This is a genomic window from Acinetobacter sp. FDAARGOS_558, assembly GCF_003937785.1.
GTDB classification, from domain to species: domain Bacteria; phylum Pseudomonadota; class Gammaproteobacteria; order Pseudomonadales; family Moraxellaceae; genus Acinetobacter; species Acinetobacter baumannii.
In genome coordinates, this window is sequence record NZ_RKJH01000001.1 from 1 (window position 1) to 20681 (window position 20681).

Genomic DNA, 20681 nt, shown 5'->3' on the forward strand with positions numbered 1-20681 from the left:
CCAATGCGAGACCCAGACTCACGCCGTGAGTATTTAACTATCAACCTTGCAACAGGTGATAAAGCATGGAATGGGTAAATTATGACAACTCAAATACATGGCTTGGAGCCTGCATTAAGACGAATGCGGGCAATTGGTAATGACAAGACTGTAAAACGTATTGCCCGTAAAGCGATGCGGCAGGCAATGAACATTGCAAGAGATGCAGCTCGTCAAAAAGTTAAACGTTTAGATGATCCCACCACTCCTGAAAAAATCTGGAAAGAAATTGTGGTTCAAAATGGCCGGAGGAGTAGAAATAAAAACACTTTGGTTATGCGCGTGGAGTGCGTGGTGGTGCACGTATCCCATACAAACAATGCTCAAAATAGACGTGCTGGGCGTTGGTCAAACTTACCAAGCGGACGGCCGAGTCTTTTACTGGCGATTCCTTGAGTTAGGCACAAGTAAACAACCTGCTACTCCATTTTTACGCCTGCTTTATACGAAAACATTGAACAAGTTACCGATAAATTTGTTCAGGTGTTTAATTTGAACTCAGCGTGGTTTTAGGTGCAGCTTAATGATTGATGTTCCAATTTTTAAATTAGCCAGAGCAGATCCAGCGGTTAAGGCTCTACTTGAAAACGATAATATTTACGTGTCTGGAAGTTTGGATTAGCTCCAGATGAGCCAGAAACACGTATGTTACTTGGCAAACAATTTCTGGTGATTCAATAGCACCTTGATTCACGTCCTGTTTCAGATAATGCAATTATTCAAATTGATGTATATGCAACTGATGAGGAGGTTGTTGAGCAGGTTGCAAAAGCAATTCGCTTCGCAATTGAACTTGATTGTTATGTGGTTCGTTATGGCGAGGCAGATAAGGACCCGTAACAGGAATGCCCCACTATCTTTTGATGTTAGCTGGATCGTAAACCGCTAATAAAACTTAAACCATATTTTCACTTAGCACCCATTTCGGGTGCTTTTTTATGCCTAAAATTAAGGAGCGCTCTTAATGGCTAATGTTAAAACTCAAAAAACACAGTTATTTACTGTGTTAAATGGTCAAGTGGTTCGTTTGTTTGCTCTAACGGATTGACTTGGGGCAAGATTCATTTCAAAAAATTGATGTAACTTGTCTTGATGCAGAATCAAAACAGTATGTTCGCGGTATGCGTGATCCTGGTGAAGGTGCAGTAGAAATCGATTACGATGATACGAACACCAGTCATGACAAATTAATTGAAATTGCCGAATCCGGAGAGATTTTAGAGTGGCATGTTGGTTCGGGTCATGCTTCCACCGCTCCAACTTATGATGCTACTACCGGTATTGATTTGCCAGAGGATCGTATGTGGTGGTCATTCAAGGTTATATTATCCTACTGCACCTAATGCATTTGAAGTCGATTCTGTAGTTGGTTATTCATTCACATTGATTCGTACTTCTGGCGTAACTCCAACTAACGCACGGTGGCTCCATAATGGCTAAGATCAGCATTACAGACTTAAAGAGTGTAACTACTCTAAACGTTCCAGTTAAAAAAGCCGTCAAGTGGAATGTTGAAGTGACTGAAAGTAATATTGAGTCACTTAAAAAATTGACGAAAAAAATTCATTAGAGCTGGGTGATATTGTTGAGCTTGAAGCTGATATTTTTGTCAAAAAATGAACTTCAAGGAAAGTCGCGAGGCATCCAAAGCAATTGAATGGGATCTTAATTATGAGAATCTTGAGGATTCAAAGGTTAAGAAAATCGATTCAACTCACATGCAAGCTGCTCAATTACTTGGTTCAATTTGCTCAGATCAAAAGGGAACACCTTTTTCTCAAGTGTTAATGACATCTATAAAGCAGAGCCTAGTTTAATAAATGCTATGTATGCTGCTGCTGATGAAGTTAATAATTTTTTGGGAAAGTCTCGGAAGAAGAGCTTGCAGACAGAGAACTCCTCATTGAACTCGTCCTCAATGGAATCGGTGGAAGCACTTTAGCAGAAGCCGAATTAAACATTAGTCATAAAGAGTTGATGGAATGGAGAGCCTATCGTCAAAATATGGCTCTCTTTTCTTTGGTCGCCGGCTAGAGCAAAGCTTTGGAAGCTGGATGGCGCATTACACAGGCTTCAAAGTTAAAGAGGGAACAAAAGTAGACCTTATATATTTATGCCTCATGAAACGCCTCCAGACGATGACAATTCATTGTCATTAGAGGAGTATTTTGAGAAGTATCATAGTAACTAGCCCTGCCATAAGGTGGGGCATGTGACATTTACATACCGTTTTGTTAAATTGAAGAAAATTGAAAACGGTGTGATTATGAATAGAGTCTTGATAATTTTTGCCCTATGTTTGGTGGGTGCTGGTTGCGAAAAGACAATAAAATATCTTCTCTTTCGCTTCAGAAAGCAGGGAAAAGTTTCTGAATCCAATTGGAAGGTTGTAGTTAGTAAAGATGAAATGCGTAATAAGGAATTAAATGGCTTGCTGTTAGTCGGAGAATAATGCAGATCTAAAATTCCCATATGATGGAGAAAATAACTTCAACTAGATATATTAGATTCTAAAACAGGCACACCAAGTTTTTTAACAATAGATAAAGGCCAATATGATTGCGGGCGATATGGATGTGATGTTTTGTGAAATTTGGCGAAAATTCAGTACAGAAAATGGATGTTTCCATTCATGATGTACAGGTACAGATGGGACTATTCTTGCCTTCTATGGTAATTCTGCTGCTTTTTAGAAATATTAAAAATTTAATTCAATTACTATTGAGGTTCCATTTTATAGAAATGGAACAAGACAATTCAAATTTAACACAACTGGTTTAGTGAGGCTGAGAGTAAACTTTAAACCAGACCATCTCAATGAACCGCCGTAAGGCGGTTTTTTATTGCCCGGAGAAAGAAATGGCTACAAATCACTTGGCAGATTAACACTGGATCTAGTGGTTCAGACGGCTAGTTTTTCAGAGCCACTAAGTAGAGCTGAACGGCAGGCGCGAACATCGAGTCAAGGGATTGCCAATTCTTTAAATATTGCAGCTATTGCTGTAAGTGCATTAAGTGGTGCGGTGGCTGGTCTTTCAGTGGCTCAACTTGTTAATTTAGTGATCAAGTTATTCAGACTGGAAATGATATTCAAAAGTTTTCAAAACTTGCGAATGCTTCAGTGCGTGAATTTCAGTATTACGCCAAAGGGGCAGAAACTGCTGGAATTTCATTGGAATCTTTTGCAGATAAAATGAAAGACATGCAGATCGTATAGGCGATTTCCAACAAACTGGTGGTGGGCCTTTAGCTGACTTTTTCACCAATATAGCCCCTAAAGTTGGTGTAACGATTCAACAGTTTCAAAAGCTGTCCGGTCCAGAAGCACTTCAACTATTTTATAACTCATTGGAAAAAGCTGGAGCCTCTACCAATGATATGAATTCTACATGGAAGCAATCATTTCAGATTCTTCTTTACTTATACCATTGCTAGAAAATGGTGGTGAAGGATTTAAAAATGGGGTGACGCGGCTGAAAAAGCTGGTGCAATCATGTCTGATGATTTGGTTAAAAGCCTAGCTCAAGCAGAGAAAACCTTCAATTAATGGATTTACAATGGCAGGAGTCGAGGCAAGACTTGTAAATAATGTTGTTCCTGCTATCGAAACAGTTATAGAGAATTGGGATGATATTAAGCGGTAACTATTGCCGTATCTGCTGGCATTGCAACTAGATTTGTTCCTGCTTTGGTTGTCGCTACATATCAACTTGGGCAAACTGCTATTTTGCAGTTCGTGCGGGCGTGGGCTTAGCAAGCTTTGCAAGATCTGCTGGCGCTACAGCTGGAGTCATGGCTTTACTTGGTGGTCCTGCTGGATTGGCAATGTTAGCAACACAATTGCTGTAGCTGGTGGTGCATATTTATTGATGACCAAACACACTCAAGATGCAACAAGTGCATTTGAAGAGCAAGGTTTAGCACTTAGTGAACTTCGACAAAAATATAAAGCTTTACCGCAGCACAGTTAGCTATAAAAGGTATTGAGGCAAGTGAGGAGGTTGAAAAACAAACCAAAGAACTAAAAAGTCTTCTTACAGCGTTAGAACAATTTGAAAACGACTTGAAAGTTCAAGGTGATATTAAGCAATTTACAGCGGTTCAAGCGTACCTTGCTAGCTTAAAACAAGGTGGGGATGAAGCTAAGAATGCTTTTGCTCAGCTACAAAAGCAAGGCTTGGTTAGTGAGAGTACACTTAAGTTGTTGCTGAATTAGATACAAAATTAATGCTGCAAATAACTCTATAGATCGTCAAAAAGAGATCCAAAAATTAGTTAAAGATGTTACTGATGAGACAACTAAATCACAGCAAGCTCAAGCAAAAGCTGTCAAAGACTCTACTAAGGCATGGCAATCACTGACACAAAAACAACGTGACTACATTACCCAAGCCAAACAAGATGTGCTTAGAGAAGGATATATCAAGACACTTGTAAGAGAGGGGTAAGTGTAGATAAAGCGAATGTTTATGCTGATGCACAGATCGCAGCAAATGGAGAAAATGCTTTTAAAGCACCATTGCCAAAGGATGTGCTACTTGCTGCCCGCGAAAACTTCAATCTAAAAATTATACTTTAGTAAAGACGAGTTGGCGGCAATTGCTCGTGCGCAAGGTATTGCTAAGGCAAATAATTTTGCTCAGATTGAAAGTTTGTATGGTTTGCCTGCTGGAACACTTGCTGCCTTGATTCTTCAAGAGTCTGGGCGAATGCTGGAGCAAAAGTCATACTGGGGCAATAGGTCTTTTCCAAACAACGAGTGTGTTAGAAAGCAGTATGGTCTTAATGCCAAAAGTTCTACTGAAGAAATTGCAACAGCAGCAGCTAAAGACTTATCTAAACATTTGGCTGATTTTGGAGCCATGGATAAAGCACTCATGGCCTACAATGCAGGTGCAGGTGGCTTAAGAACCTATTTAAAAGGTGGTCTATCAGATAGCAAGCGTAAAGAGGTTGCTGGTTACGCACCGGGTTTCCAGAAGTGGTTCGCCGGAGTATCTGGAAAATCTACTGTAGACAATTCAATTTTAATGCCTACACAGGCAGATCAACTTGAATTAATTAATAAGGCTGCTGAATCTCAAAAAGCCATTGATGATGCTAAAAAGATGTCGATGCTCGGTATTACACCGAAGCTCAACGACTTGCAAAAGAGCATCAAGATAATATTGAAAAGATTACCTTCGCCTATGCTGGTACACCGCAGCTTAAGGAGATGATTGATAAGGAAAATGCCCTATATGCCGCTCAAATTGCAAAACTTGAGTCTGATAAAAGGAAGAGTACAACCAGTACTTTGCTTTTGAAACTGATCGAATCAAGCAGATTGAACAAAACTTTGATCGACAAAAAGAGTTAATCGACTCTAATGCCGAGTATGAGTACGGGAAATCGAAAAAGCTTTAGAGATTAAAGCTGCTCTTGAGCGTCAAAAACAAGTTGAAATTGCTGCCGTAAAACGCGAAGAAGATGCACAAATTCAGTCGGCGTTTGAGGTTATCTAAACCAGACTGAAATTGTTGTGAAGCGTTACCAACGTGAACGTGAAGAAATACTTCAAACTTATAGTTTAAGTAAACGTGTTCGCGAAGAGATGGCAAAATCTAAGGATTATGCAATTTTTGAAACTTTAAACCAAGCTTCTGACAGCGTCTTTCAAGTTGGTCAGAACTCTGCTCAATCTCTATTTAATAGACTTAATCCTGAAGAGTTTTCAAAGTTTAATTTGCAAAATCAATATTCTTCAGATTTCGGAGGACTCCAAACATCCTATAACGATGAAGTTGCTGGAATAAGTGCAATATCAGATGAGAATCTTCGCAATTCTATGCTTTAGATGCACATGAGCAGTATTTGCAAGCGAAAGCTGCACTTGATGCAGATTACGCACAAAAAGAGCGTGATTTGGATCAACAGAATTTTGAAACCAAAATGCAAGTCTATTCGCAAATTGCTGGAATGACTGGGCAGGTCTTTTCAGACATGACCGCACTATTAGAGCAAAGTGTTGGAAGTCAAATGCACTTTACAAAACTATGTTCTTGCCTCTAAGGCTGCTTCAATAGCTCAAGCAATTGTTAATACGGAGGAAGGTGCTACTAAGGCACTGGCGCAAGGTGGTGCTTATGGGAGTGTTTTGGCTGGAGTTGTTAGGGCAACAGGTTACGCTTCAGTTGGCATCATGGCAGCCCAAACAATCCAAGGTATGGCCCACAACGGTATAGATAATATCCCGCGTGAAGGCACATGGCTTTTAGATGGTGGTGAACGTGTATTAAACCCTCAACAGAACAAAGATTTGACGAATTATTTAAATAATCGTCAAAACGGGGCTAGTGAGGGCAATGTACAAATTAGTCAGCAAATTACGTTTGCTGATGGATCTGCAAGCGTCAATACACAAGGTCAAAAGCAAATTGCTGAATCTCTGAATAATGCAATGGACGCATGGGCTAGACGTGAAAGTCGTCAAGGTGGTGTCTTGTTTAATCTAGTGAGACGCTAATACCTAAATTTAACCACTTAAACCCAAATAAACCCACTTTACTGAGTGGGTTTATTGCTTTTCAGGAAGTGAGAATATGAAAAGATATTTTATAGCATTCCTCTTTGCTTTTTTGATAACTGCAGTTTTTTACATAAGTTTAAGTTGATTAAGTCTAATCATATTGCATATGCAACAGGTTTTGTATTTGGTTTGGCGCTCACACTCATTTTTCAAAAGGAATCTAAGAGTTCTAAAGCTGCAGAGCTACTAAACAAACATGTAAAAGAATGGGCAGTTCGTGAAAGTAGGTGGCAGGTTTATTGGCTCCAGATCAAGATACGAAGGATCTAGAAAGTTGCAAAAACGTTTTAAAGATAGTCCGGTTAGTATGAAAGTTGAGTGGTCAAAAAAAGATGAGTAATCGTAAATTCACTTGGTGCCAAGACTTAGAAGGTAATTCAGGTTCGCAGAGCTTTAATACGTTATCAAGCAAATTTGGCGATGGTTATGAACAAAACATTGCTGTAGGTATCAATAACCGAGCTGGCGAATGGACTTATCAAAGAACGGCTTATAAAGCCGAAATTATGCAAATCAAAGCATTCTTCGATCAACATAAGGGTGCTGACTCGTTCCTTTGGGATTCACCTTTAGACGGTGAGGTCCGAGTTAAAACAGGTGAATATCAACCACGCTGTTTGGGCGGTGATGTTGGCAAATCTCTACGACATTCACCCAAGTTTTTACCCTTAATTTAAACCCCTTTAAAGCCCCTTTTAGGGGCTTTTTATGCGAGTAAGAAAATGACTAAGCAAGTTATTAATGTTGGTTCAGCTGCAAATGACGGATCAGGAACACCAGCTCGAACAGCTTTCCAGTATATAAACGCAAACTTTACTGAGCTATATGATTCCTAACTGGAAGCACTAATGGAGCTACGATTCCAACTGCTTTGCCAATTGCAAAGGGTGGTACAGGGGCAACCAGTGCAACATCTGCTCGAACTGCATTAGGTTTGGGGACTGCCGCAACAAGCACAGCCCAGACATCAAAAACTGATACTACACAAAATTCATTAATGCGTAATGGAGCTTTGGTCTTGGTGATTCTCTTGCTACTGGGACGGGAGCTTATGCTTTAACCGAGTCAGATGCATCGGATTATCCACCTGCGAATGGTTTTGTTTGGTCTAATACCACTGCTTCCTCAACAATACCAGCATATTGTTGTGGATTGACTATGACTCGCGGTGGTGGTGTACACGCACAGATTTTAGCTGCCCCAAGTAGTCATGAAATTTATTACCGAGTAAGACATTCTAATGTGAATTCTGGTGCATATTCACTTTATAAAATGTGGACGCAGAAAAATACGACTGTCGATGGTAATGGATTTATTAAAGCAGCTTCACCAATTGTTAAGTTATTTAATGATCATATCGAATTAAATAATGATGCTGAAAAGCAGCAAATTACTTTGACAAGCTAGGTGTTGGTGATTACTTAATTCAGGGTTCGCTCGGTTTTGCTCAGGAAGGTTGGTACATCGAAGTACCTAAAGATGCCAACGGTAATACGGTAGTTGCTGTTGAATACTCAACCCTAGAAAATGGCGACATTTCAATCAAGACATACAAGCGTAAGTTTGATATTGAGCTTGCTGCAATCGTTGGTGATCATGAAAATCCAATGGACATTCCTGATGGTCGGTGGATAGACGTTCGATTACATGAAGAGCTAGTTTTAGAGGAGACACTACCAGATGACGCTGAATAGTGATTTCCAGAAACTTTATGTAGACGGCCTTATAACATTGTATGAATTAGATGCCAGCAGCTTAGGTGCTGGCATTTTACGTTTCCATGGGCATATTTCTTATGAAGATTGGGAAAAGATTTATGTCTCAGCTGACTTAACAAGTTGGAAGGCTGACACAGCAACAATCAAGGCCGATAAAGTTTTTAATATTGGCGATCAGAAAGTATGGATGCGAAATATTATTGGCAAGGTCAAGTTTTTGAGCCAATGGCGCTTGAGGTGTCTGGCCTTGAAATGCGTTCGGACGGTAAAGCTTCAGCACCAACTTTAAGCATGGCCAACAATATCAACGGCATTCAAAATGCTGTGTCTGCTTACTGTTTGCAGTTTAAAGACTTTGCTGGTGCAAAACTTAAAGTGATTACCACACTTGCTAAATACTTAGATGCTGAAAACTTCACAGAAGGCAATCCAATTGCATCGAATGAATCAAAAGAGCAAATCTGGTACATCGAGCAAAAGACATCTGAAAATGCACAACAAGTGACTTTCGAGCTGTCCAATCCAATCGATTTGAGGGTTTGAAAATTCCTGTACGTCAAATTACTTCACTTTGTCATTGGTGCATGATGGGGAAGTATCGCGGCGAAGAGTGTGGTTATACGGGCGCGGCTATGTTCACAGAAAAGGTGAGCCAACAGATGACCCGGCACAAGATAATTGTGGAGGTCATTTAAGAGACTGCCGATTGCGTCACGGAGACAATAAACCTTTGCCTTTCGGTGGGTTCCCGGCTTCAAGCTTATTGTGAGGTTTTATGAAACTTACAGCAAAAACCAAAAAGCAATCATGACCCATGCCGATGAATGCTATCCGCATGAATGCTGTGGGGTAATTGTTGGAAAAGAATATATCCGCTGCCGCAATGTTTCAGCTCAATCTGATCAGTTTGAAATCCATCCTGAAGATTTAGCTATGGCTGAAGATCAAGGCGAAATCTTAGCTTATGTGCATTCCCATCCAGATGGAACAACAAGAGCATCGGAACTCGATCTGATTCAGATTGAACTACATAAAAAGCCGTGGGTAATTTGTTCATATCCGGATCTGGATTTCAAATCTACGAGCCGTGTGATTATCGCGCCCTTTAGTGGGGCGTAATTATTTTCATGGCTGGCAAGATTGTTACGCGCTGATTCGTGATTTTTATAGCCGTGAGTTAGGTGTGGAGCTGTTGGATTTCAGCGAAAAGATGCTTGGTGGGAGGATAAATCCCATCCATCACTTTATCTTGAAAACTATGAAAAAGCAGGCTTCTATGAAGTAGATACACCACAATATGGCGATATGCTTGTTTGTCGTGTTGGGCGTACTGAACATCCCAATCATGCAGTTATATGGTTGGGTAATAATGGGCAGCTTAAATCGGAACAAACTGAGCATTGCATCGGTTCAAGTTTAATCCTTCATCATCCGTATAACCGTAAATCTGTGCGGGAAATATATGGTCAACAATGGCTTGAACGTACTGTAAAAATCTTGAGGCATAGAGATGTTAAAACAATTAAGTTGTACGGCATCTTGGGGCAAAAATTCGGTCGTGAATTTAAGCTCGATGTCGCAAATACACGTGAAGCCATGCGTGCATTATCTGTTCAGATCGCTGGCTTTGAACACTTTATGTTGCATGCACATGAGCAAGGGCTACGCTTTGCCGTGTTTCTAAAAGGAAAGAACTCGAGTAATAAACGAGGCAAGAAACGCCCAGCAATTTACGATCATGAAACTAAGCGGCTCATTACCGGCGATAACATCGGTGAAGAGCAGCTAGACATGCATACTGAAGCAGACACTATTCATATCGTCCCGCGTGTAATGGGGGCTGGTGGCAATAATGGGATTTTGCAACTTGTACTTGGTGCGATTCTGATAGCTGCTTCATTTATACCAGGTATTGGTCAGGCTGCTCAGGTTGCATTGATAGGTGCAGGTGCTGGCATGGCTATGGGAGGGGTTGCATCAATGCTCATGCCAAAAATTGATAATACTCAAGACCAAAACCAAGATGGCAACCGTGCCAACAAAGGCTTTGGCGGTGCAGTAACTACAGTTGCACAAGGTAATCCTGTTCCAATTCTTTATGGTCAACGGGAAATCGGCGGCTTCATTATCAGTGCTGGTCAATATCCTGAAGATCAGATGTAAATTTTAATTATTTAACAGGCGCTTTCTAGCGCCTTTTTTATTGCGTGAGATTTCTTATGAATGCAGTAGTAGGCGCAAAAAAAGGCAGTAAAAAACAACGGCAACCTGTCATTTCACCAGATTCTGCTCAATCGAAAACCTTTATCAAGGTTCTATATGGTTTAGCTGAAGGCGAGATTGAAGGTTTAGCTAATGGGCTTCAGTCAATTTATTTAGAAGAAACTCCACTTCAAAATGCAGATGGAAGCCTTAACTTTGAAAATGTAAAAGTTGATTTTAGAAATGGTACTAATGATCAGGAATACATTGAAGGCTTCCCGGCAGTTGAAAATGAAATCCCGATTGACGTAGAGCTTAAATCATCTACACCTTGGGTACGTTCTTTTAATAACCTTGATCTTGATGCGGTTAGATTACGATTACGTTGGGGTCCACTACGCAACCAAGACCCAACAACAGGTGATGTTACTGGCTATACCATTGAATACGCGGTGGACTTGCAAACTGATGGCGGAGCATGGTCAGAAGTATTAAGAGCAAAAATTTCAGATAAAACATCTGATAATTATGAGCGTCCACATCGTATTGACTTACCCAAAGCCGATTCAGGCTGGCTGGTTCGTGTTCGCCGAATTACTCCCAACTCAACATCCGAATATATCAGCGACAAGATGTATGTATCTGCGGTAACAGAGGTAATTGATGCAAAATTACGTTATCCAAATACAGCATTATTGGGCCTCCAGTACGATGCTGAAACCTTTGGGAATGTTGCTAAAGTTGCAATGGATACGAAAGGTAGGATTATCAAGGTTCCCACAAACTACAATCCGGTTACACGTCAATATATAGGAATTTGGGACGGTACATTTAAAGAGGCATACACAAATAACCCGGCATGGATCTATTACGATATATGTACCGTAGACCGTTATGCTTTGGGTGACCGCTTAACCCCGTTAATGATTGATAAGTGGTCTTTATATCGTTTAGCACAATACTGTGACCAAATGGTGCCGGATGGTCTAGGGGGGCAGGAACCACGCTTTACTTGTAACGTTTATCTTCAGAGCGCAGAAGGTGCATTTGAGATTTTAACTAAGTTAGCTGGTGTGTTTCGTGCGATAACGTTTGGGATGGTAATAGCATTATTTGCGATGCGGATATTCCCCAAGATACATATTTCACTTATACACGTGCCAATGTCATTGATGGCAATTTTGAATACTCAGGAACCCGTGCGCGTGATCGCCATAATGTTGTAAAAATTGCGTGGGATAACCCAGCTAATCACTACAAAACCGAATATGAGTTTGTTCGTGATGAGAAAGCAATTGCTGAAGCGGGCCAAGTTCGTATTTGGAAATTGATGCTTGGGGATGCACTTCGCGCGGACAAGCGCAGAGAGCAGGTCACTGGGCTTTAAAGTCAGAGCAACTTGAAACACGTACAGTGTCTTCAAAGTTGGTCTAGATGGACACATTCCTTGCCAGGGAAAGTAATTGAAGTTGCTGATCCTCTATTTGCAGGTCGTGCAAATGGTGGTCGTGTATCTGCTATTTCGGCAGATCGTAAAAGTATTACTTTGGACCGAGATAATGTGGTTGCAAAAGCTGGCGACCGACTCGTAATTAATGGAGAAAATGGCAAAGCCCAAACACGTATTGTTCAGTCAATAGCAGGTAGAGTTATTACAGTAACCACGGCTTTGATGTGAATTCGATTGCTGTGCAAAACATTTGGGTTTAGATGCTCAAGACTTGGCAACAATGAAGTTTCGGGTCATCTCTATTACTCAAGATGATAAACATCAATTTAGCATTACTGCTCTTCAATACAATCCTTCAAAGTTTGATGCAATCGACACTGGAGCACATTTTGAAGAAGCACCTATTTCAATTGTTAATCCTACTGTTCAGGATGCGGTTACAAACGTCACCATTACAAGTGAAAGCCGAGTAGATCAAGGTATTAATGTTGCCACAATGATTGTGTCATGGGCACAAGCCCGTGGAGCAGTTAAGTATCTGGTTGAGTGGCGTAAAGATGACGGGAGCTGGATTAAATTACCACTGACAGGCAATAACTCGGTAGAGGTACCAGGTATTTATGCGGGTCAATATCAGGCGCGTGTAACAGCAATTTCAGCATTTGAAATTTCTTCTTTACCGGCATACTCAGTTTGACTGCATTGACTGGTAAGCAGGGGTTACCACCAAAATTAGCTTTTATCCGAGCGATTGGCACAATGTTCGGAATGAAAGTGGAATGGGAATTTCCTGCAACTGGCGCATTAGATACTGCATATACGGAAATTGAATATTCTACGACTTCCAATGGTGCCAATATTCAGCCTCTGGGTTCTTATGCTTATCCAACGACTTCACTACAGCAGCAGGGTTTGGCTGCTAATGTGACACTCTGGTATCGGGGCGGTTGGTTGACCGGATCGGTAATAAAGGGGATTGGTCTAGTTGGGTTAGTGGCACTTCAACTGCACAGGCGAATGATATTCTTGATGCGCTTGATGGCTTAATTTCTGCAACGCAGTTAGATCAGGACTTAAGAGATACGATCAATAAGATTGATACGATTGAAGGTCTTGATGGAGATATCGGAAATTTAATTGACAAAGTTACTGCTCTTGAGGGTGAAATTGATTCTGCGAATGCAGCAATCGATGCTGAAACCCAGCAAAGAGTAAGTGATGTTTCTGGATTAAACGATAGCCTTACACAAGAAATTAGTGATCGAATTGCAGCAGATGCAGCTGAAGCACAAGCCCGTGCAGATGCAATTGCACAAGAATCTTTGGTACGGCAGGGTGAAGTTAAGCAAGTTTCTGATGCCGTTGCGAAAGAAACCAATGACCGCATTGCTGCAGTTAAAGGTGTCAGTGATGGTTTAACTCAAGAGATTCAGGCTAGAACTGATGGTGACCAGCAGATTCTTAATGCTGTCACTACCTATAAAGAAAGCACCGACACATCAATTGCAGCTGTTCAAGAATCGGTTGATATTGTTGCAGATGACTTACATGCTACAGCAACAAAACTGGACGGTGTTTACGCACAGGTAACACCTTTAACGGCTGATCAGAACAACTGGACCGCAGATAATGGAAGTAACCAAGCTGCTGCTTGGACAATTCAGTCAGCATTTGCTGAAGGTGATTTAGCCCTAAGTAAACGTATCGATGTTGTTAATGCTCAGGTGGGAAATAACCAAGCTGCTATTCAGCAAGAAGCCTTAGCAAGAGTCAATGGTGACAGCGCACTAAGCCAAAGAATTGATACGTTGAGTTCAGATTTTGGCAATAACAATGCTTCTGTTCAGCAAAACTTATTGCTTTGGCTGATGCCGATGGAGCACAGGTTCAGGCACTGAATAATTACATTGCTTCCAATGACTTGGCTCTGGCTTCGGTTATAGACGATGTAACAGCAGTTGTTGATGACACTAGTGCAAATACACAGGCAATTGATGGTTTAAGAGCCAGTGTAAAGGTTGCCACGGATGATGCTGGCAAAGCACTTGAAAATAGTGCTACTGCCATAAGCAAGGCTGATACAGCGGTGTCTCAAGCAGGTTCAGCTTCATCAATGGCACGGGAAGCAACAGCAACAGCACAATCGGCAAGTTCAAAAGCAGATGGTGCTATTAATACAGCCAATACCGCTAGTAGTGATGCTGCAACTGCAAAAACCAATGCTGCAACTGCTATCAGTAAAGCGCAAGCTGCTGCTGATGCTTCTAGTGCTAATGCATTATCTATTAATGAAATCAATGCTGCTTTAGAGGACAAGGCTTCAACTGGTGCGCTTGAAGAAGTCAAAGCGGATGTAGAGGATATTGATGGCGTTGTTAAAGCTCAAACGCAGAAGCTTGATGGTGTTTATGCAAAAGTTACTCCATTAACTGCTGACCAAAACAACTGGACAGCTGATAGTGGTAGCAACCAAGCAGGGGCGTGGACAATTCAGTCTGCTTATGCTGATGGCGATTTAGCTTTAAGTAAGCGCATCGATACCGTTTCAGCTTCAGTTGGTGAAAACACTGCATTAATTCAACAGGAAGCTACAGCAAGAGCGAGTGGTGATGCTGCTACAGTCCAAGCTTTAAATGTTTATAAAGCGAGTAACGATGCAGCTTTAGCAGCAGTGAGTCAACGAGTTGATATTAATACTGCAGACAATGAAGCAACCGCTTTAAAAGTTGATGCAATTGATGTCAAAGTCAATACTGCAACTGATCAAGCAGGTCAGGCACTTGAAAATAGTGCTACTGCTGTAACTAAATCTGAAGCAGCAGTTTCGGAAGCTGGGTCTGCTGTTACTGTAGCAAATCAGGCAAAAGCAACAGCTGGCACTGCAAGTAGTGATGCTGCAACAGCTAAGGCAAATGCAGCCACAGCACTATCACAAGCCAATGCAGCAGCAGATGCATCTAGTGCTGCAATTGAGCGTGTTGAGTCTGTAGAGGCTGAGCTTAGTGACAAGGCCTCAACAGGTTATGTGGATAGTGTGAAAGCTACCGTTGATGAGCAGGGTGATTTGATCAATGCAAATACTGAGCGATTAAGCGGAGTCTATGCAAAAGTTACCCCACTAACCGCAGATAGTACTTCACTAACTGCTGACAGCTCATCAACAGAGGCTGGATCATGGTCATTACAGTCAGCAGCAGCTGAAGGTGACTTGGTTTTAAGTAAGCGGATTGATATTACTCAGGCTCAGATAGATGAAAATAAGGCAACTATTGCCTCTGAATCTACTGCGCGTGTAAATGCTGATAGCGCACTTGGGCAACGTATTGATACTGTTCAAACTCAGTTTGAAAGTAACAAAGCAACAGTTCAGAGCCAGATCAAAACGCTTACAGATAGTCAGTCTTCGCAAGCAAGTCAAATTGATATTGTTCAAGCTTCTGCTTCATCTGCAAATGCAGCAGCGGGTAATGCACAATTAACGGCTAATGATGCCTTGGATAAGGCAAATACAGCAAACACCAATTTGGCAACAGTTCAACAAAAAGTGAATGCGGTTTCGGATGCTCAGAGTGCGACAGCAGAGAAAGTTGATACTATTCAAACAACTGTTGACGGACATACAGCATCGATTCAGGAAGTGTCAAAAAGTGTAGATGGTGTCTATGCAGAGCAATTCATGAAGTTTGATGTGAATGGCCATGTCTCAGGACATGGTTCAATGAATGATGGTACGACTTCAACTTTCATATTCAATTATGATGCAATTCAGTTTGGTACGCCTGTCGGTGTTGATGGTGTAAAACCTAAACCATTAATGACACTGCAAAATACTCCAGTTACTTTGCCAAACGGTACTGTTATTCCGCGTGGTTTGTATGTCGATAATGGTAGTTTTGGATATATCAATGCCAATCGGATCTGGGCAGAAAACTTAAGTGTTATTAGTGCGGACTTGGGAACAATTAAAGTCAAAACTGCGAATATTGAAGATGGCGCAATTGATACTCTAAAGATCAAGGATGAGGCTGTAACTGTACCGATAGGAGTTAAAGCAATTGATATCAAAACTATCAATAGTTTTCAGGAGGATCAACTGGTGGGTTGCCTAATAATGATTTTAATAACCACCTATCAGCGTGGGAAATCATATAGGTACACTTTTACAAGTAACGTTAAATAGAAGTGGTGGAAAAGTTAGAATTGATGCTTCAGTAAATATTTGCACACCTACTTTTGGCGCTTTTAGTGTAAGTGACGGACGAGGTAATCCAATTGCAGCAAATGACAGGGCCATGGCTTCTTTTATATTTCTATATATCGGAATGGAAATTTAATTGGACGGGGTTCATTAGGTGCAAATCTTGAAACTGGTACTATTAATGTCAATTTCAACGGGACTGCGGTTATCGTTTCAGCTATTGATGATAACAGTACTATTGGCAATGTTACCTACACACTTAAAGCAGGATTTGCTCGACAGGAGGGCGTTAATATTCCATTAAATGTGGAATCAAGAAGCAACTTTATGATTACTTCGAGAACGTTAAGTGTTATTGAAATGAAAAAGTAACAGCACCCAACCGGGTGCTTTTTATTGCCTAAACGAAAGGGGGAAGGCATGACTGAAAATGAATCATACGGGTTGAGATTTGAAAAGAAAATTGACTCAATTCAGAGTGATATTCGCATGTTGTCAGATCATGTTACTCGACTGACTTTTATTAATGAAGCACACAAAGAGACTAGCGAACAGAACAAAAAGGATATCGATACATTGGATATCAAAGTCGCCAATTTAGAAAACCGCACAGCAGCGCAAGATGGTGGAATTTCTGTATTGCGTGTACTGCTTGGCATCTTTGCAGGAATCGTATTTTCGCTGTGCGCTTGGGTTGGATCTTCAATTATTCAATTAAGCCAAGATCAATCTTTAATTAAAGAGAAGGTTTCACGGTTAGAGGAAGCAGGACGATGAATAGTGAAAACACAAGAGCTTATCTAGCTTTCGCATTAGTGGGACTGATGTTTGTTTTAGTGATTGCTTTATTTTTTGTGGATATGCCGCGAGAAAACAGCAATCTGATTAATACGGCATTGGGTTTTATTGCTGGGGCTATGACAACTGCATGTGGCTTTTATTTTGGTAGCTCTGAGTTAGAGAAAAAGAAAGGTGAATCCAATGACAACTAAACCATTCTTTGATGCTGCTCGTGTGATTGCAGGTGGCAAGCTTACACAAGCACAAGTAGATGATCTAAATAAGGTGGTCGATAAACTTGCGCCTTCTGGCATGACTACAAGTGATGTTGGTGTAAATCTAATTTCAGGATTTGAAGACACACGATTCAAAGCTTATGACGATGGTGTAGGAGTCTGGACTATTGGCACTGGCACAACAGTTTATCCAAATGGCGTGAAGGTTAAGCAAGGTGATACTTGCACACCTGAGCAAGCTAAGACTTACTTTAAGCATGACTTAGCCAAATTTGAAAAGACTGTAAATGAATCGGTAACTGTACCTTTAACTCAAAATCAGTTTGATGCATTAGTATCGCTGACTTACAACATTGGCTCTGGTGCTTTTAATAATTCAACCTTATTAAAGAAACTCAATAAACGTGACTATCAAGGTGCTGCTGATCAATTCCTAGTTTGGAACAAAGCAGGTGGCAAGGTTATGAAGGGCCTAGTTCGTCGCCGAGAAGCAGAACGAGCACTCTTTTTAAAGAAGTAACTTATATGTGTAAACGTACCAAAGTTGCATCGATCATCACATTGCTGTGCCTCCTATTCTCAGGTTGCACAGCTCACACTATTAATAGTAATGTGAATGTCTCGATTTGTGTAAGGGCTTTGTGATGTCGCAAGTCATGATCATGGTTTCGGAAGTGGGCAGAATGGAGAATACTTGCAATCTACCCGCTGATTTAGATAAGAACGGGAATGTTCTTAAAATCTATGACTATTCATTAAAAGAGTTGCCTATTAATTTGGATGGAACCGTGACATTTAATAGACGCCGTTGGGAACTTCCCATTAAAGTAGATTTAAAATAATTTTAAATGTAGTTTAAAAATACGTAAAACAAGACAAATGCAGATTTAAAAAATAGTGCAACAAAAGTGTAGCAATATTATTTAACCTACTGATTTATATAAGTAACAACCGCTCTAAATTGAGCGCTTTTTTTACAACAAAAAAAGATAAATTTAGCGAAATAGTACTTTTTCATTGTGCAAAGTTTGATATAACTAAATACGCTTTAGAAAAAACAAGATAGTGAAATTTTTTGTCTGTTAACAAAAAGTCTAGTTTCAGTATCTTTAAATATTGAATAAATTGTTGGGAATCCTAGTTAGAATTTTAATATTTTCCTATATAGAAAAATTTATCTTTGTCAATAGTTATGCAAGGGAAAATGCTTACTATTTAGGAATGTGATATTAGTATTCAGCTTAATTTAAATCGGTATACTAGGATTCTCTTGGTATAAAAAGTAGCAACTTCAGGAAAGACAATGACTGCACGTATTCAAAAAGGCAAGTTAGCGATTGCTAAAGAACTTTACGATTTTATCGAAAATGAAGCTTTACCAGGTTCTGGTTTAGATAGTGAAACTTACTGGAAGAACTTTGAGCAAGTTGTTGTCGACCTTAGTCCAAAGAATAAAGCATTATTGGCTAAGCGTGATGAATTACAAGCAAAAATTGATGAATGGCACCGCAACAATAAATTTGAATTAGGTGCTTACAAAGCATTTTTAACTGAAATTGGTTATTTATTACCAGAAGTTGAAGACTTCCAAATTACTACTGAAAACGTAGATGAAGAAATTGCATTGTTAGCAGGGCCACAATTAGTAGTGCCTGTACGTAATGCACGTTATTGCTTAAATGCAGCAAATGCGCGTTGGGGTTCTTTATATGATGCACTTTACGGTTTTGATGTAATTTCAGAAGAAGGCGGTGCAGAAAAAGGAAAAGGATATAACCCTGTACGTGGTGCGAAAGTTATTGAGTTTGCTAAAAACTTCTTAAATGAAATTTTCCCGCTTGCGCAAGGCTCACATGCTGATGCAACTAAATATGCAATCGAGCAGAATAAACTGGTTGTGACTTTAAAAGATGGTACTAAAACTGGCTTAGCTCATGAAGCTCAATTTGTGGGCTTCAATGGTGAAGAAGCGAACCCTTCAGAAGTTGTTCTTTTGAGTAATGGCCTACATGTCATTATTGAAATTGATGCGAATAGCCCAATTGGCCAAACTGATTTAGCGGGTGTTAAAGATCTAACACTTGAAGCTGCGGTTACAACAATTCAGGATCTTGAAGACTCTGTAGCAGCTGTTGATGCAGAAGAAAAAGTTGAAGGTTATCGTAACTGGTTAGGTTTGATGAAGGGTACTCTTCAAGAATCTATCGAAAAAAATGGTAAAACAATTGTTCGCGCTTTGAATAAAGACCGTGAAATTAAAAATTTGATCGGTGGCACAACAAAACTTCATGGTCGTTCACTTATGTTACTTCGTAACGTAGGTCATTTAATGACGAATCCAGCGATTTTAGTTGATGGTGAAGAAATTTTCGAAGGTATTATGGATGCGTTGGTAACGCCATTGTTATCAATTGCTGACATCCGTAGTGAAAACGAAAATAAAAACTCTCGTAAAGGGTCTATGTATATTGTTAAACCAAAAATGCATGGTCCTGAAGAAGTTGCTTTTGCTGTTGAGTTATTTGAGCGTGCTGAGCAAGCCCTAGGATTACCAGCGAAGTCTTTAAAAATCGGTATTATGGATGAAGAACGCCGTACATCTGTAAACCTGAAAAACTGTATTGCTGCTGCTAAAGATCGCACAATCTTTATTAACACTGGTTTCATGGACCGTACTGGTGATGAAATCCATACTTCTATGGAAGCTGCTCCAGTTGTTCGTAAAGAAGCAGTTAAAACACAAAAATGGATTGCTGCTTATGAAAACCGTAACGTTGCAATTGGTTTGAAATGTGGTTTACAAGGTAAAGCTCAAATTGGTAAAGGCATGTGGCCAAAACCAGATAGCATGAAAGATATGTTAGCAACTAAAGCTGCTCATCCAAATGCTGGTGCTTCATGTGCTTGGGTTCCATCACCAACTGGTGCTGTACTTCATGCGATGCATTACCATCAAGTAAATGTAAAAGCACGTCAAGATCAGTTAAAAGCTGAAGAAATGTTGTCATTAGATGACTTGTTAACTCCTCCATTTGCAACTGATACAAACTGGTCAGCAGAAGAAATTAATAACGAACTTGAAAATAACTGCCAAGGTATTTTAGGTTACGTTGTTCGTTGGGTGGACTTAGGTGTAGGTTGTTCAAAAGTTCCTGATATTAACAATGTGGGCTTAATGGAAGACCGTGCAACATTACGTATTTCTTCTCAACATGTTGCCAACTGGTTACGTCACGGTATCGTGACTCGTGAACAAGTTGAAGAAGTGCTTAAACGCATGGCAAAAATTGTTGATGAACAAAATGCGAATGATCCATTGTATAAACCAATGGCAGCTAACTTTGAAACTAATATTGCTTTCCAAGCAGCTTCAGATCTTATCTTTAAAGGTTGTGAACAGCCTTCTGGTTATACTGAGCCATTACTACATGCGGCTCGTTTAAAATTAAAAGGTTATACAGGTGACTAATTTTAACCTGTTATAAAAAAA

At 40.2% G+C, this 20681-nt stretch carries 8 protein-coding genes and 14 pseudogenes; all 22 read left to right on the top strand.

Features of this window, described 5'->3' with window-relative positions; translation table 11 throughout:
* Positions 1-78: pseudogene (locus tag EGT34_RS21150) on the top strand (head-tail adaptor protein); the annotation flags it as partial.
* A 3-nt stretch (positions 79-81) separates the two neighbouring features.
* Positions 82-563, top strand: a pseudogene (locus EGT34_RS00010) (HK97-gp10 family putative phage morphogenesis protein).
* Positions 563-928: pseudogene (gene gp17 / locus EGT34_RS21155) on the top strand (tail completion protein gp17). The pseudogenes EGT34_RS00010 and gp17 overlap by 1 nt, the downstream one beginning before the upstream one ends.
* A 75-nt stretch (positions 929-1003) precedes the next feature.
* A pseudogene (locus EGT34_RS00020) lies at positions 1004-1472 on the top strand (phage tail tube protein).
* Positions 1472-1981: pseudogene (locus EGT34_RS00025) on the top strand (phage tail assembly chaperone family protein, TAC). Before EGT34_RS00020 ends, EGT34_RS00025 begins: the two co-directional pseudogenes overlap by 1 nt.
* Positions 1982-2016: 35 nt before the next feature.
* A pseudogene (locus EGT34_RS21160) lies at positions 2017-2230 on the top strand (hypothetical protein).
* 21 nt (positions 2231-2251) lie between these two features.
* Positions 2252-2491 carry a hypothetical protein gene (locus EGT34_RS00035; protein WP_125305473.1) on the top strand — a complete coding sequence of 80 codons (240 nt, stop codon included), beginning with the start codon at positions 2252-2254 and terminating at the stop codon, positions 2489-2491.
* A 445-nt stretch (positions 2492-2936) separates the two neighbouring features.
* A pseudogene (locus EGT34_RS00040) lies at positions 2937-6544 on the top strand (transglycosylase SLT domain-containing protein).
* A 76-nt stretch (positions 6545-6620) separates the two neighbouring features.
* A pseudogene (locus EGT34_RS21165) lies at positions 6621-6947 on the top strand (hypothetical protein).
* A pseudogene (locus EGT34_RS00050) lies at positions 6940-7325 on the top strand (phage tail protein). Before EGT34_RS21165 ends, EGT34_RS00050 begins: the two co-directional pseudogenes overlap by 8 nt.
* 153 nt (positions 7326-7478) lie before the next feature.
* A complete protein-coding gene (locus tag EGT34_RS21170; protein ID WP_228713126.1) occupies positions 7479-7667 on the top strand; it encodes a hypothetical protein in 189 nt (62 codons plus the stop codon).
* A 218-nt stretch (positions 7668-7885) separates the two neighbouring features.
* Positions 7886-8262, top strand: a pseudogene (locus EGT34_RS00060) (phage tail protein); the annotation flags it as partial.
* A 25-nt stretch (positions 8263-8287) separates the two neighbouring features.
* Positions 8288-8426, top strand: a pseudogene (locus tag EGT34_RS21505) (phage minor tail protein L); the annotation flags it as partial.
* Between the two features lie 151 nt (positions 8427-8577).
* Positions 8578-9094, top strand: a pseudogene (locus EGT34_RS21510) (phage minor tail protein L).
* Positions 9095-9100: 6 nt separating this feature from the next.
* Positions 9101-9843, top strand: a pseudogene (locus tag EGT34_RS21405) (C40 family peptidase); the annotation flags it as partial.
* Positions 9823-10488 (top strand): tail assembly protein, encoded by a 666-nt coding sequence (locus EGT34_RS20930; RefSeq protein ID WP_171456078.1) that lies wholly within the window; start codon positions 9823-9825, stop codon positions 10486-10488. The pseudogene EGT34_RS21405 and the gene EGT34_RS20930, both read left to right, overlap by 21 nt.
* Positions 10489-10544: 56 nt before the next feature.
* Positions 10545-16157, top strand: a pseudogene (locus EGT34_RS21185) (phage tail protein).
* Between the two features lie 438 nt (positions 16158-16595).
* The gene (locus EGT34_RS00080) at positions 16596-16952 is read left to right on the top strand and encodes a hypothetical protein (RefSeq protein WP_000138204.1); all 357 of its coding nucleotides are present in this window, start codon (positions 16596-16598) and stop codon (positions 16950-16952) included.
* Complete coding sequence (locus EGT34_RS00085) at positions 16949-17167, top strand: hypothetical protein (RefSeq protein ID WP_001083663.1); 219 nt, start codon at positions 16949-16951, stop codon at positions 17165-17167. The genes EGT34_RS00080 and EGT34_RS00085 overlap by 4 nt, the downstream gene beginning before the upstream one ends.
* The gene (locus EGT34_RS00090; protein WP_031975085.1) at positions 17157-17711 is read left to right on the top strand and encodes a lysozyme; all 555 of its coding nucleotides are present in this window, start codon (positions 17157-17159) and stop codon (positions 17709-17711) included. The genes EGT34_RS00085 and EGT34_RS00090 overlap by 11 nt, the downstream gene beginning before the upstream one ends.
* 124 nt (positions 17712-17835) lie before the next feature.
* The gene (locus EGT34_RS00095) at positions 17836-18033 is read left to right on the top strand and encodes a hypothetical protein (protein WP_125305474.1); all 198 of its coding nucleotides are present in this window, start codon (positions 17836-17838) and stop codon (positions 18031-18033) included.
* A gap of 461 nt (positions 18034-18494) precedes the next feature.
* Positions 18495-20660 (top strand): malate synthase G, encoded by a 2166-nt coding sequence (locus EGT34_RS00100; protein WP_000126961.1) that lies wholly within the window; start codon positions 18495-18497, stop codon positions 20658-20660.
* The last annotated feature ends 21 nt before the right edge of the window (positions 20661-20681 follow it).